Source organism: Mesorhizobium sp. XAP4 (genome assembly GCF_029269325.1).
Classification (GTDB): domain Bacteria; phylum Pseudomonadota; class Alphaproteobacteria; order Rhizobiales; family Rhizobiaceae; genus Mesorhizobium; species Mesorhizobium ciceri.
On record NZ_JARIXW010000006.1, the window covers coordinates 49,372 to 63,086 of the forward strand.

The following is a 13,715-nucleotide window of genomic DNA, read 5'->3' on the forward strand; positions in this document are numbered from 1 at the left end:
ATCGGGCCAAGGCACCAGTCTTCGGCACAGCAACCGGCGCGCCCGTCTGTCCAATGCTCCCGAGCCTGGCGAAATCGACCAGCCGCCGAGGTGGCCGGCGAAGACTTTCGCGTCCCGGTCTTCTGTCCAGGGCGCGAAAACCGACTTGTGAGTCGCACATGAGTCCACCGGATTCGATTTTGTCAAATCGCGTTTGATGTCAGATTCAACTGCGGGTAGATTAGACCCGAATCAGCCGGTCCTGGGGGGCGCGGCGACCACCCAAAGTCTTTTGTTCCGGAGCTTTTCCGGCACCAGACGCGGACGGCTTCGCGTTCCCTGAATGGATTCGGGATTTGGTTCGGTGCAGCCCTGCGCCACGCGTGTGTCTTCGTCAAAGTAATGCGTATTCGGGTTCGGCGGCTGGCTTCCAGTATCCGGACAGCAGAAACGATTCCGGCCAAAAGCAACAAGAATGAGCAGTCCCGCCGCACGTCTTCAATCCGACACATTGGGCTCGCGCCTGACGTCGCGCGGCGATCTCACCAGCTTTTTCATGCAACTGACCGCCGAGATCGGCGCCGACAGCTACATGTTGGTCGCCATCGTCCACGACCAGGACCGCAACGATGCGCGCATCGTCTCCTCCAACTGGATTTTCGATGCCATCGAGCTGATCGGCAAGCGATTGATCGCCGGGCTTGCGCAAGGCGCGCTCACCGTCGCGCCAGGCATCCGCCCACAGCCGCTGGTGGCATCTCAAGCACCAGAAGCAGACGGATTGGTCACCGGCGAGGAAGCCCGCCTTCTCGACGTGCTCGGCCATGCCGAAATCTATTCGCTGCGCCTCAATGTCGGCCGCCAGCGCCTGTTTGCCCTGTTCTCTGCGGCGACCGCCGGCAGCATCGACCAGCCGGCGCTGATGCGCGCGCAGCTGAAATGCTGCTACGCGCTCTCGCACATCCCGCAACTGATTGCCGCCGCCGCCATGCAGGACCCGTTGTCGGATCGCGAGCGCGAATGCCTGTTCTGGGTTTCCGAAGGCAAGACCACCGACGAGGTCGCCGTCATCCTTGGCGTCTCCTCCAACACCGTCAACAGCTACATCACCCACGCCATCCAGAAATTCGCGGCCAGCAACCGCGCGATGGCCATCGCCACGGCGATCAGGAGCGGCATCATTTGAAACACGCCGATATCAAGGAAACGGCCGAAGCCCTTTTCAACGAGCAGCGCAACCCGTTCGGGGCCTTCACCCTTGGCTCCGAAACCCATCACGCGGTCACCATTCCCGATGCCGTGCGCCGCTGCCGCTGGATCGCCGTTGACATGAATGCCTCGGCTTTCGGCCTCTTCTTCGTAAGCCCCTCGCCCGAGCGGGCGCGGCTCGTGCCATGCTTCGATTCCGATTATCCCGGCATTGCCGTGGCGACCAAGTTCATCTCAGGCGCCAACGGCGAGGAGATCGTGCGCCACACCCGCATCTCGACCGAACCGCGCTGGTGGACGGATGACGGCGTCCCTGCCACGGCGGAGCTGTTTGGCGATTTCGCCTGGACCGAGCGGATGGCGGCGCTGGTGCCCGGAACCAGCGGCATCGCTTTTCCCGTGCACGCCGACCGCGGCCAATGCGGTCTTGTCGTGTTCCTGGGCTCGGAGATGACCTTGCAGCAGGATGCGCTCTACGAAATACACGCCCGCTGCTTTTCGCTGTTCGCCGCCGTCGCCCGCATCCGTCCGGGCGATGCCGGCCGCATGCGTGCAATCTCCAAGCGCGAACTCGAATGCCTGAAGCTGACCGCCAACGGCAACACCAGCGAAGAGATCGCGCGACTCCTGAAATTGTCGGTGCACACCGCCAACCAGTATCTGACCCAATCGACCCAGAAGCTCAACGCCGTCAATCGCAACCAGGCCGTTGCCAAGGCGCTGCGGCTGGGCTTGATCGAATAGAGAAATTCGAAAGCGATCAGCGATAGGCCAGCGGCTCGACCTTGCGGATACGCGCCTCTTCGATCACCGCTTCGAGCAGCGCCGTGTTGCGCTCCGGGTCTTCGCCCGGCTTCTCGAACGATACGTAGTTGACCGCCACCGACGCGCCGAGCTCGCTCAGCGTCAGCTGGAAATAGACGGTGACGCCGGGCGGCCTCAGTTCCAGATCGAGCACGATGCGCGGACTGCCGCTCCAGTCGACATGCGCCTCACCACCATGGCCGAGCCGCAGAGTGCCCGGCATGAAGAACAACTCAACCGCTGAATCGACCAGGTCCGACAGGCATGCGAAATGCTCCAGCCGGATAAAGGCGATGTAGTCGGCGACATCGATCAGCCTCAGTTCGCCCACCACCTGCTCGATGGCGCTGGCGACGATGATCTCGCGGGATTTTGCGTGCGGTTGCCGGTTCATGAAATCTGTCTGCGCTCAGCCTTTTTCGAGTAGACGATCCGCACCAGTTCGGCGACGGCCTGGTAGAATTGTGACGGGATCACATTATCGACCGAAACTTGCTTGTACATGGAGCGGGCGAGCGCCACGTCCTCGAAGACCGGGATGTTGTGTTCCCGCGCGATCTCGCGGATCTTGAGCGCCACCAGATCCTGGCCCTTGGCCAGCACCATGGGCGCCGAGTCCTCGTCGCGCACATATTTCAGCGCGATCGAGAAGTGCGTCGGGTTGGCGATGATCAGCGTCGCGCGCGGCACCGCCGTCATCATCCGTTTGCGCGCCCGGTCGCGCGCCAGGGAGCGCAGCCGCGACTTGACGATCGGGTCGCCCTCGGACTGTTTGAACTCGTCCTTGACCTCCTGCTTGCTCATGCGCAGATCCTGCTTCCAGTGGAAGCGCGACCAGACGATGTCGACTGCCGCGATCAGCCCCATGACGAAGACGATCGCCACCAGGATGTCGACGGCGATGCCGCGGATGACGAGACCGAAGGCGACCGGATTGGTGATCATCCCGGCGAGCAGCTTGCGGTGGTCTTCCGACAGGGTGAAGCTCAGCACGACGATGGCAAACCCGACCTTGCCGAGTGACTTCAGGAACTCGACCCAACCCTGGATGCCGAACAGCCTGTTCCAACCCTTGGCGATCGAAATGCGCGAGAGTTGCGGCCGGACCCGCTCGCCTACGAATTGCGGCATGTTCTGGAACACCGAGGCGCCGACGCCGGCGACGGTCAGCAGCACCATCAAGCTCAGGACGGCGCGGCCGACCTCGAGCAGGACGATCTTGTAAAGCGCGATGACGTCGGTCTCGGTGTCCATCGGCCAGGCTTCCGGCTTCTCCAGGAACATCGACAGGAACATGCCGAGATCGATGATCGCATCCTTGGCGTAGAAGACGGTGAACACCAGTATGGCAACGAACGAGGCAAAGAGCGCTGTCTCCCGCGAATGGGGCAGCTTGCCCTGTTCGATGGTGTCGCGGATCTTCTTTTCCGTCGCCTCTTCGGTTTTCGAATCCTTGTCGACCGCGTCAGCCATGGCGCGGTCCTAGGCGGCGTCTTGGGTCGAGGGGAGTTCGAAGGCGCCTTCGCGCGACAGCCGGATCGTCGTCGTGACGATCGTCTTGCGGGCCGCCATGATGTCGGCGAGGGGGATCCCGTCCGAGCCCTGCCCGAGCTCGGCTTCGATCATGCGCCGCGAGCGGGCGCCGATGGCCGAGAGCACCGATTCCGCAAGGGCGGCCGACGTGCCACGCAAGGCCAGCGTGACCAGCTCCGTCGATAGCCCGTCGAACAGCAGCACCCGCGCTTTCTGGGTGAGCAGCGGCAGATCGTCGAAAGCAAACAGCCGGGCTCGCACGCCGTCGAGATCAGGCGTGCCGGCGGCTTCCAGATCCTGCATCACCTCCTCGAGCAGCGGCTTGTCGAGTTCGTTGAGGACGCTGGCGACACGCGCCTGTCCGGCCGAGGTATCCTTGGTCGAGGTCTCCGCCAGCACACTGGTGCGCAGCCGGTTTTCGACGATCCTGGCGGCAGCGTCGGGAACATTGGCCATCGTCACCATGCGCTTGATGATTTCTCCACGCATCGGCTTGGTCAGTGTCAGCAGCACGCTCGCCGCCACCTGCGGCACCAGCTTCGACAACACCATGGCCGCTGTCTGCGGATGCTCACCGGCCAGGAAGGCGCCAAGCCGCGCCGGCTCGAGCTTTTCGAGCTCGGGCCAGATCGGCGGCGGGCCTTCCGGTGCGACCTCGAATTTCCTGTCGCCCATGATCGCGCTCATCTCTTCGGGCGAGAGCGATTCGTTGAGGATGGTGTCCATCCTGTCGGCGGAATCGAGCAATCCCGCCCCTTCGGTGAACTCGGCCTCGAACTCGGCGACGATGCGCTCAAGATCGCTTTGCGGAATCGTCCGCAGCAGCCGGGCGCCCTCGATCAGGGCCTTCAGTTCTTCCTGCTTGAAGAATTTCAGCAGGCGGCTGGCCGACGGCTTGCCCATCGCCACAAGTATGGCGGCCGCCTTCTGCGCGCGGGTCAAGGTCACCGGCGTCGTCATGCCACTCGCCTCCGCTGCCACCGGCAAGCCCCGCAAACCATGTCTAGGCGCCCTTCGTGCCGGCGATGATTTCGGTCAGCCTGATGCCGAAGCGCGAAGGATCGCTTTCCAGCACGGTGATCTCGCCGCGCGCGATCTTTCGGCCGTTGACCACGACGTCGACAGGTTCGCCGATGCGGCGATTGAGCGCCACGGTCGACCCTTTTTGCAGCGCCATCAGATCGGAGACCGGCATCTCGGTGCTGCCGAGGATGATCTGGACATCGACGGGGATGTTCATGATCACGCTCGAATTGGCCGATGAGGCCGCCCTGAACGCCGCATCGGGGCGTTGCTCCTCTTCATGCAGGACCCCGCGCAACTCTTCGATGGCACGGTCGAGTTGCTCGTCCGGCTGGTCGAGGTCGGCTTCCGCCTTGGTTTTGGCCATGATCGTCTCCAAATGCTCAGGCGCGTCCGGCGGCAGCCGGCATCAGCCCGTCGATAAAGTCCTGCCCGGCATCGTAAGGTTGCCTGATCCGGACGGTGTAATTCTGTCCCAGTTTGCCGAACTCGCATACGAACAGCGTCTTGCCCCGTGCGCTGAGACGCGCCTGGGACTGGGCCGTTTCCTCGAATTCGATGACGTCGCCGATTTCGAAACCGGCGAGGTCGCCGAGCGTCAGCCGCGCCAGCGGCATCGTGGCCTCGAGCGCCACGGTGGAGCGCATCACCTCTTCCGAAAAGCGGGCGCGCCAGCTGGGGCCGTGATCGTCGTCGCTGACAGGCACGGCTCCGTCGCGGCTGGCCAGCACGACGCGCTGCGGCATCGTCACCGTCACGGTGCCACTGTCGGCCGGCGTCGAGATGCCAAGCACGATGCGGATTGCCGCGCCATCGCGCAGCACGTACCGCTTCGCCTCGGTGCCCGACATTGCCCGCGGCGCGGGCAGGCGCAGGTCGAGCGAACGCTTTCCCGATCCGTTGAGGGCCTGTGCGACCTGCTGGAACAGCATGGTCGAAACATCGATTTCGATTTGCGACAGATCGCGTTCGATCGGCGATGCCGGCAGATCCGGGTCGCCGCCGAACAGCGTGCAGACCATGATGGCGATCGCCGGAGCATCGATTACCAGGGTCATCGCATCGGAGGACGCCGACGAGCTGATCACGGTCATCGCAAACGTGTCGCCGGCACGCGAACGCGCCTCGGGAACGCGGCTGACCTCGATCGCTTTGAGATCGACGACGACCGGAACGCCAAACTCGCTGGTCAGGTTTTTCTGCAGCAGCGGCACGGCGCGTTCGGCCATGGCGCGGCCTGCGTCGATGACCTGCGCGGCCTCGCCGCTGTCGCCGACCAGACGCTCGATGATCAGCGAGCGCGCTTCCGCTGGACTGCCCAGGCTGGTCATGACAGTGCCGGGACCGATCTGTCGCGCATCGTTCAGGCGGCCTTCTTTTCGACGGTGCCGGTATTCATCGTGCTCTGCTCGACCGCGTCGATCGTCGGCCGTTCATAGGACGAGATGGTCTTGCGGCCGAACTCGATCGCCACCTGCGGCAGCGCGCCGTTCATGTAGGCCAACAGCGTCTGCTTGACGATGATATAGAGGCGGTTCTTCTTCTCGCGCACTGTCTTGATCTTGGTGGCGACCGGTCCGACCACCGAATAGGACAGGAAGATGCCGAGGAACGTTCCGACAAGCGCGGCACCAATCAAACCGCCGAGAATTTCCGGCGACTGGTCGAGCGCGCCCATCGCCTTGACCACGCCGAGCACGGCGGCGACGATGCCGAGCGCCGGCAGGCCATCGCCCACCGCCACCATCGCGTGATAGGCCTTCATCTTGTCGGACCTGATGGTCTGGATTTCTTCGTCCATCAGCGCCTCGATCTCGTGCGAGCGGGCATTGCCGATGATGATGATCCGGCAGTAGTCGCAGATGAAATGCGTCAGATCGTGGTTATGCAGCACGGTTGGGAACGCCTGGAAAATCGCCGACTCTTCCGGATTGTCGATATGCGCCTCGACCTCGCTGCGGGATTTCGAGCGCAGCTCGCGCATCAGCGAGTGCAGCACGCCGAGCGTTTCGAGATAGTCCTGTTCCTTCGGCACCGCCTGCTTGAAGGCTTCGAGAATGCCCTTGCCGGTATCCTTGACCGTCTTCATCGGATTGGCGACGAGGAAGGTGCCAAAAGCCGCACCACAGATGATCACCGCCTCCCAGGGCTGGATCAGCACGTGAAGATGGCCGCCCATGGCCATGAAGCCGCCAAGGACGCAGCCGAGCGTTACCACCAGTCCAATCAGAATGCCCACGACAGGTCCTTCCGCATTTCACATCAGGAGCTAGGGATAGCCCCCGTGCCTTGTGTGAGGCTTGAATCGAAGGCGTCGGAGACGATTCAGTTTCGCGCAAGGAAGTAGGGGTATTGTCCGGACATAGCTTCGGCCGGAGGCACCTTTTTGCTTAATACCTTTACCAGCTACCAGCTCATCACCAGGGACATTTCAAAGTCGATCGACAGGATCGAGCAGCAGCCCGTGGTTGATCGCGACACCAAGTATTATCTGGACAACATCACCAAGGTGAAATCGATCGACGATTTCGTCAAGAATGACCGTTTGTTCAAATATGCCATGAAGGCCTACGGGCTCGAGGACATGGCTTACGCCAAGGCCTTCATGGTCAAGGCACTCAAGGAAGGCGTCTCCGATCCCAACAGCTTCGCCAACAAGCTGACCGACAAGCGTTACGCCGAATTCGTCAGGGCCTTCAATTTCGCCGCCAACGGCACCAGTACGACTGTCTACAACAAGGCGCAGCAACTGGTGACCAGCAACTATGCGCTGCAAGTCCAGATCGGCGCCTCGCAGAAGGGGCTCCCTTACTACCAGAGCGAAACCGCCTACTACGTCACCAACATCGCCAAGGTTAAATCGGTCGACGACCTGATGGGCGACAGCCGCCTGCTGACATATGCGATGGCCGCTTTCGGACTCGACGCCGCAACCGAACCTGCCGCAACCGTCAAGGCGATGCTCGAAGGTGGCGTCAGCGACCCCGACAGTCCCGCCAACAAACTGCCCGACAAGAGCTACGCCAAATTCGTCGCAGCCTTCGACTTCGCCCAGTATGGCGATCAGACGACCATGCGCGACGATGTCCAGCAGGCGGTGCCGAAAGGATACATGGCCGGAGCCGGACTGACATTGGTCGAGCCAAGCGCGCAATATATCAAGGGCGAGGCCGATTATTACGCGGCAAACATTTCCAAGGTGACGTCGATCGACAACCTCATGGCGGACAAGCGCCTGCTCACCTTCGCCATGGCTTCCTACGGACTTGATGCGTCAACCGAAACGCCGCAGCAGATCCGCACAATGCTCGAGGGCGGCGTCAGCGACCCCGACAGCCCAGCAAACAAGCTGACGGATAAACGGTACGCCAACTTCGTCACGGCCTTCAACTTTGCCCAATATGGCGATCAGACAACGTCGCGCGACGAAGTGCAGAAAGACACGCCGAAAATCTATACGACGGAGTCGGCGCTTGGCCTGATCGCGCCGAATGCGGACTACATCAAGTCGGAGACCGCGTACTACCTTGCCAACGTCACGAACGTGAAGTCCATCGACGACCTGATGGCCAACAGCCGATTGTACAACTACGTGCTCTCGGCCTACGGACTGGACCCGGCGACGGAAAGCAAGGACCTCATCCGCAACGTTCTTGCCGGTGGCATTCGCGACGCCGACAGCGTCGCCAACAAGATGACCAACAAGGCCTATGCCGGACTGGCCGCCGCCTTCAACTTCGAACAATACGGCGAAGCGGCCACCACCATCAATCCGGCGCAGCAGCCGACCGTCGACAAATACATGCGCCAGACCCTCGAAGAGGATGCCGGCCAGACCAACCAGGGCGTGCGGCTGGCGCTTTATTTCGATCGCAAGGCCCCAACCATCACCAGTTGGTATGACGTGCTGGCCGACACTGCGCTTGCCAGTGTCGTGCGCACCGTGCTCGGCCTGCCCGATTCCTTCGCCACCGCCGATGTCGACAAGCAGGCGCAGCTGTTCGAGCAGAAACTCGACATCTCGGATTTCTCCGACCCCGAGAAACTCGGCAAGTTCCTGACGCGCTTCACCAGCATGTACGAGATCAACAACCCGACTTCATCGGCCGTCACCTCGGTCAGCGTGCTGTTTGCCCAGCCACTCACCGTCGGCATCTCCACCGACCTGATGATGGCCATGCAGAAACTGAGGTTCTGAGACCATCATGCGGGACAGCCTGTACGTCGCTCTTTCATCGCAGATCGCGCTCGAGCGGCGCCTCGACACCATCGCCGACAACGTCGCCAACGCCTCCACGATCGGCTTTCGCGCCACCGGCGTGAAGTTCGAGGACGTCGTCTCTGGCACCGGGCAGAAATCGGTGTCATTCGCCTCCCCGGGCAAAACCTACCTTTCCGGCGCCCACGGTGCTTTGAGCGAGACCGGAAATCCCTTCGATTTCGCCATCCAGGGCGATGCCTGGTTCGCCATAGAGACGCCGGTCGGCACCGTCATGACCCGCGACGGCCGTTTTTCGATGAACGAGAACGGCGAACTGATGTCGATCGAAGGCCACCCGGTGCTCGATGCCGGCGGCTCGCCGATCCAGCTTGACCCCCGCAACGGTCCGCCCAAGGCCGGGGCCGATGGTTCGTTGCGCCAGAACGATCAGCTTGTCGGATCGATCGGCCTCTACAATTTCGATCCAGGCGCGAACTTCGTCCGCTATGGCAATTCCGGCATTGTTCCGGCACGCACCCCGGAGCCTGTCACCGATCGCTCCGATATCGGCGTTGCCCAAGGTTTTCTCGAAGAGTCCAATGTCAATCCGGTGCTGGAGATCACCAGGTTGATCATGGTCCAGCGCGCCTTCGAGAACACGGCCGCCCTGATGCGCCAGACCGACTCGTCCACCGACGAAGCGATCAAGACGCTCGGCTCGAAATAGTCCATGTCGCTCGACCAGCCATCCCTGCGGGCACTCGAAAGACAACTCCAGCCGGCACCGGAAGACCGGCTTGCCGCCCTGGAACGGGTCTGGCGGCGTTTCGCCGACGCCGAGGCACTGCTCAAGCGCGGCGGCCGCGTCATCGAAGTCACGCCCACGCACTACAAGGTGCACGGCCTTTCCGGCTTCGCCAGGCTGGGTGACATCGTCGAGCAGCCCGGCCATGCCGGTGCGCGCCGCGGCGAGATCGTCAAGATCGGCCGCGACGAGGCCGTCGTGGCACCCTTCGAACGCAGCGCCGATTCCGGCATCGGTGATGCCGTGTTCCGCCGCGGTCCGCTTGTGGTGGCACCGCATGCCTCATGGCGCGGCCGCACCATCGACGCACTCACCAGGGCGATCGATGGCGGCCCGCCGCTCGCCCGGGGAGACGACACATCGCGCGGCGCCCAGACGACGCCGGGCGCCATGGCGCGGCAACGCGTCGGCACTGCCTTCATGACCGGCGTCAAGGTCATCGATATCTTCACGCCGCTCTGCTTCGGCCAGCGCCTCGGCATCTTTGCCGGCTCCGGCGTCGGCAAGTCGACGCTGCTCGCCATGCTCGCCGGAGCCGACGCATTCGATACCGTCGTGGTGGCGCTCATCGGCGAACGCGGCCGGGAAGTCCGTGAATTCCTCGAGGACACGATCGGCGACAGCATGGCCAAGACCATCGCCGTCGTCGCCACCAGCGACGAAAGCGCCATGATGCGCCGGCGTGCGCCGGACACCGCCATGCGCGTCGCCGAGCATTTTCGCGACCAGGGGCATCGCGTTTTGCTGGTGCTGGATTCGATCACCCGCTTCGCTCACGCCTTGCGTGAGGTGGCGACGGGAACCGGCGAGCCGCCGGTCGCCCGCGGTTATCCGGCCTCGGTGTTCACCGAATTGCCCAAGCTGCTCGAACGCGCCGGGCCGGGTACGGAAGGCAAGGGATCCATCACCGCCATCATTTCCGTACTGGTCGACGGCGACGATCACAACGACCCGGTCGCCGATTCCGTGCGCGGCATCCTCGACGGCCATGTCGTGCTCGACCGCACGATCGCCGAACAGGGTCGCTATCCCCCCGTCAACCCGCTGTCGTCCATATCGCGGTTGGCCGGAAAGGCCTGGAGCGTCGAACAGCGCGCGCTGGTGACAAGGCTGAAGTCGATGATCTCGCGCTTCGAGGACACACGCGATATCCGCTTGCTCGGGGCCTATCAGGGCGGCGTCGATGCCGAACTCGACATCGCCGTGCGCCAGGTGCCGCTGATCTATGAAGCGCTGACGCAAGGGCCGAAGGATCGCCCCTCAGCCGACCCGTTCTCCGATCTCGCCCGCCACCTCAAGAGCAAGCTGAACGCCGATGCCGGAGACTGAACGCGAATACACCGAGCGCATCCTGCGCGACATGATCGCCGAGGCCAATGCCGCGCAGCAGGCAGAGGCTGACACGGCGAGAACTGCCAAGGCAAAGGCCGCCCGTGCCATCGCGGCCAAAGCCGAGGCCGTTCTGGCCAGAGCCGTCAAGCCAATCCTGCCACGGGCTGGCAAAGCCGATCCTGATCTGGCCAGGCCCGTCGAACCCGCTCTGTCCCGGGCTCCCCAGGCGGTGGCTGCCGAGATGACGCAGGCCAGCCGGGAATCGCTGATCGACGGCCTGTTCCCGCGCACCGAATGGCCGCAGCCGCCAAAGGCGCCGTTTCCCCGACTGGAGAAGAAGTCCGACCGACGCAGCGACTTCGTCATTGCCGCGCTCGGCATCGCGCTCGGCCTGATCTGCGCCCTGTTCCCCTGGTATATCTTCTTCAACCAGGACCAGTTTGGCGTCCAGGCGATGAAGTTCGGCGGCACAGGCTCCAATTCCGGGCGAGCGGGCGGCGGCGTGGTCGCCGAACGCAGCGCGCCGCTGACGGCAAAGGACGTTCCCGCGGCCAATCTCGATCTTCTTGCCACGGGGACGGTGCGGGATGATGCCGATCCCGCAGCCGCATCCGACGAGCAACCGTTTCCGGCCGACGCGGCGAAATTCCGCATGGTTCATGTCGCCAACGGCCGCGCCATGATCCAGGACGACGCTGGCCTCTGGATCGTCAAGCGCGGCTCGATACTGCCGGATTCCAGCAAGGTATCCTCCATCGAGCAGCGCAACGGCAAATGGGTCATGGTCACCAGTGCCGACCAGGTGATCGAACTGTCCAGATAAACGATCTCCGGCTTCCGGCCATCCGCAAGGCCCGCGCAAGACTGGCGGCCTAGTCTCTGGGTACCTGCTCGGAGATTCCCATGGAGCCCGTTTCCCTTTTCGACCTCGCCGCCAAGCAAGCGCAATGGCTGGCCGTGCGCCAGTCGGCCGTGGCCGGCAACATCGCCAATGCCAACACGCCAGGCTATACGGCAAACGACGTCGAGCCATTCGAAAAAGTGCTCGACCGCGCCGCCGTATCGCTGCAGGCCACCCAGGCCGGCCATCTCGGCAATGCAGCGACCAATGCCGGCTTCACCATCAAGCCGCAGGAAGATGACGGCGTTGTCATGCCGTCCAAGAACTCGGTCGTGCTGGAAGACCAGTTGCTGAAGGCCGGCGAGGTGCGCCGGTCCTTCGAGCTCAACACGGCGATCGTCAAGGCGTTCCATTCGATGATGATGATGGCGGTGAAGAGCTGACCATGGACGCACTGACCGCAGCCCTCAAAGTCGCAGCATCCGGCCTCGGCGCCCAGTCGGAACGCCTGCGCGTGGTTTCCGAGAACCTCGCCAACGCCCAGTCGACGGGCACCGCGCCCGGCTCCGACCCTTATCGCCGCAAGACCATCAGCTTCGTCTCCGAGCTCGACCGGGCCTCCGGCAGTTCAACGGTTGCAGTGAACTCGATCGATCGAGATCCCAGTGACTTTCCAGTCGAGTTCCAGCCCGGCAACGAGGCCGCCGACGAGAAGGGCTACGTCAAGATGCCCAACGTCAACGTGCTGATCGAAATGGCCGACATGACCGAGGCCAATCGCTCCTACGAGGCCAACCTTCAGGTGGTCAAGCAGGCCCGCGACCTGATTTCCATGACCATCGACCTGATGAGGAACCAGTAATGATCAGCGGTATCGGAGCCCTTCAGTTCAAGCCGTCGATCGGCGGCGATGACGCCGCCACAAGCCTGCTCCAGGGCGGCGCGACACCGTCGGCCGGTGGCAATGTCGGCACCTCCTTTGCCGAGGCGCTGAGCCAGGCAGCCTCCAAGACCGTCGACACGATGCAGAATGCCGAGCAGGTATCGATGCAGGCGCTCAAGGGCGATGCCGACACCCGCCAGGTGGTCGACGCCGTGATGAGCGCGCAGCAGGCGCTTCAGACCGCCGTCGCGATACGCGACAAGGTGGTCTCTGCCTATCTCGAAGTCAGTCGAATGGGCATCTGAGGAATTCCGCCATGAAAGCACTCGCCATCGCCGCCACCGGCATGAATGCCCAGCAGACAAATCTGGAAGTCATCGCCAACAACATCGCCAACATCAACACCACCGGCTACAAGCGCGCCCGTGCCGAATTCTCCGACCTGCTCTATCAGGTCGACCGCACGCAAGGCGTGCCCAACCGCTCCAACGCCTCGCTGGTGCCGGAGGGCGTCTCGATCGGCCTCGGCGTCAAGACGACGGCGGTGCGCAACGTGCACACCCAGGGCGAACTGACCAGCACCGGCAACAGTTTCGACCTGGCGCTGACCGGCAGGGGCTGGTTCCAGATCGAGGGTGCCGACGGCGGCACGCTCTACAGCCGCGCCGGCGCTCTCAACACCAACGCCACCGGCCAGTTGGTGACGGTCGACGGCGCTGCGGTCATTCCGGCAATCAATGTTCCCGTTGATGCCGTCGAGGTCATCGTCAACAAGACCGGCCAGGTCTTCGCCCGCATCGACGGCCAGACCGACCTGCAGAACCTCGGTCAGCTTCAGATCGCCAATTTCGCCAACGAGGCCGGCCTGGCGCCGCTTGGCGACAATCTGTTCCAGGAAACCACGGCTTCGGGGCCCGCGAATGTCGGCGTGCCTGGCGATCCCGGTTTTGCCACCATCCAGCAGGGCTATCTCGAAGCCTCCAACGTCGACCCGGTCAAGGAAATCACCGAACTGATCTCGGCGCAGCGCGCTTATGAGATGAACTCCAAGGTCATTCAGGCCGCCGACGACATGGCCTCCGTGGTCTCCAAGAACATCAGGTAA

At 63.1% G+C, this 13,715-nt stretch carries 16 protein-coding genes; 10 read left to right on the forward strand and 6 right to left on the reverse strand.

All coding sequences use genetic code 11. From position 1 onward, the window contains the following. The first annotated feature begins 454 nt into the window (after positions 1-454). Together P3C39_RS24135 and P3C39_RS24140 are read left to right on the forward strand one after the other, a co-directional pair. Entirely contained in the window at positions 455-1,165 is a 711-nt protein-coding gene (locus tag P3C39_RS24135; protein ID WP_024502680.1) for a helix-turn-helix transcriptional regulator, read from the forward strand. Then, positions 1,162-1,932, forward strand: coding sequence for a helix-turn-helix transcriptional regulator (locus tag P3C39_RS24140; RefSeq protein ID WP_027161441.1), 771 nt, complete (start codon positions 1,162-1,164; stop codon positions 1,930-1,932). Before P3C39_RS24135 ends, P3C39_RS24140 begins: the two co-directional genes overlap by 4 nt. 16 nt (positions 1,933-1,948) lie before the next feature. Here P3C39_RS24140 and P3C39_RS24145 read toward each other — a convergent pair whose 3' ends face one another. Genes P3C39_RS24145 through motA form a run of 6 tightly spaced genes read right to left on the reverse strand, consistent with a single transcriptional unit; the run spans position 1,949 to position 6,787 of the window. Then, complete coding sequence (locus P3C39_RS24145; RefSeq protein ID WP_024502682.1) at positions 1,949-2,386, reverse strand: hypothetical protein; 438 nt, start codon at positions 2,384-2,386, stop codon at positions 1,949-1,951. Next, positions 2,383-3,465 (reverse strand): flagellar biosynthesis protein FlhB, encoded by a 1,083-nt coding sequence (gene flhB / locus P3C39_RS24150; RefSeq protein WP_027161440.1) that lies wholly within the window; start codon positions 3,463-3,465, stop codon positions 2,383-2,385. Before flhB ends, P3C39_RS24145 begins: the two co-directional genes overlap by 4 nt. Positions 3,466-3,474: 9 nt before the next feature. After that, positions 3,475-4,485: a flagellar motor switch protein FliG gene (locus P3C39_RS24155; RefSeq protein ID WP_275954444.1), complete on the reverse strand. Its 1,011-nt coding sequence runs from the start codon at positions 4,483-4,485 to the stop codon at positions 3,475-3,477. Between the two features lie 43 nt (positions 4,486-4,528). Then, positions 4,529-4,915: a flagellar motor switch protein FliN gene (fliN, locus tag P3C39_RS24160; protein WP_023809994.1), complete on the reverse strand. Its 387-nt coding sequence runs from the start codon at positions 4,913-4,915 to the stop codon at positions 4,529-4,531. A gap of 16 nt (positions 4,916-4,931) precedes the next feature. Continuing rightward, positions 4,932-5,879: a FliM/FliN family flagellar motor switch protein gene (locus tag P3C39_RS24165; RefSeq protein WP_275954445.1), complete on the reverse strand. Its 948-nt coding sequence runs from the start codon at positions 5,877-5,879 to the stop codon at positions 4,932-4,934. 32 nt (positions 5,880-5,911) lie between these two features. Continuing rightward, complete coding sequence (motA, locus tag P3C39_RS24170) at positions 5,912-6,787, reverse strand: flagellar motor stator protein MotA (RefSeq protein WP_013529803.1); 876 nt, start codon at positions 6,785-6,787, stop codon at positions 5,912-5,914. A gap of 147 nt (positions 6,788-6,934) precedes the next feature. On the opposite strand from motA, the gene P3C39_RS24175 reads away from it, so the two are divergent. The 8 genes from P3C39_RS24175 to flgG all read left to right on the forward strand — a co-directional run bounded on the left by P3C39_RS24175 (position 6,935) and on the right by flgG (position 13,715). After that, a complete protein-coding gene (locus tag P3C39_RS24175; RefSeq protein WP_024502684.1) occupies positions 6,935-8,746 on the forward strand; it encodes a DUF1217 domain-containing protein in 1,812 nt (603 codons plus the stop codon). Between the two features lie 7 nt (positions 8,747-8,753). Continuing rightward, entirely contained in the window at positions 8,754-9,476 is a 723-nt protein-coding gene (flgF, locus tag P3C39_RS24180) for a flagellar basal-body rod protein FlgF (protein WP_013529801.1), read from the forward strand. Positions 9,477-9,479: 3 nt separating this feature from the next. After that, positions 9,480-10,883: a flagellar protein export ATPase FliI gene (fliI, locus tag P3C39_RS24185; RefSeq protein ID WP_024502685.1), complete on the forward strand. Its 1,404-nt coding sequence runs from the start codon at positions 9,480-9,482 to the stop codon at positions 10,881-10,883. Further along, a complete protein-coding gene (locus P3C39_RS24190; protein ID WP_275954446.1) occupies positions 10,870-11,709 on the forward strand; it encodes a hypothetical protein in 840 nt (279 codons plus the stop codon). The genes fliI and P3C39_RS24190 overlap by 14 nt, the downstream gene beginning before the upstream one ends. 80 nt (positions 11,710-11,789) lie before the next feature. After that, positions 11,790-12,170: a flagellar basal body rod protein FlgB gene (gene flgB, locus P3C39_RS24195; RefSeq protein ID WP_013529798.1), complete on the forward strand. Its 381-nt coding sequence runs from the start codon at positions 11,790-11,792 to the stop codon at positions 12,168-12,170. A 2-nt stretch (positions 12,171-12,172) separates the two neighbouring features. Continuing rightward, positions 12,173-12,589, forward strand: coding sequence for a flagellar basal body rod protein FlgC (gene flgC, locus P3C39_RS24200; RefSeq protein ID WP_013529797.1), 417 nt, complete (start codon positions 12,173-12,175; stop codon positions 12,587-12,589). Next, on the forward strand, positions 12,589-12,915 hold the full coding sequence (locus P3C39_RS24205) for a flagellar hook-basal body complex protein FliE (RefSeq protein WP_013529796.1): 327 nt from the start codon (positions 12,589-12,591) through the stop codon (positions 12,913-12,915). The genes flgC and P3C39_RS24205 overlap by 1 nt, the downstream gene beginning before the upstream one ends. An 11-nt stretch (positions 12,916-12,926) precedes the next feature. After that, positions 12,927-13,715 (forward strand): flagellar basal-body rod protein FlgG, encoded by a 789-nt coding sequence (gene flgG, locus P3C39_RS24210; RefSeq protein WP_013529795.1) that lies wholly within the window; start codon positions 12,927-12,929, stop codon positions 13,713-13,715.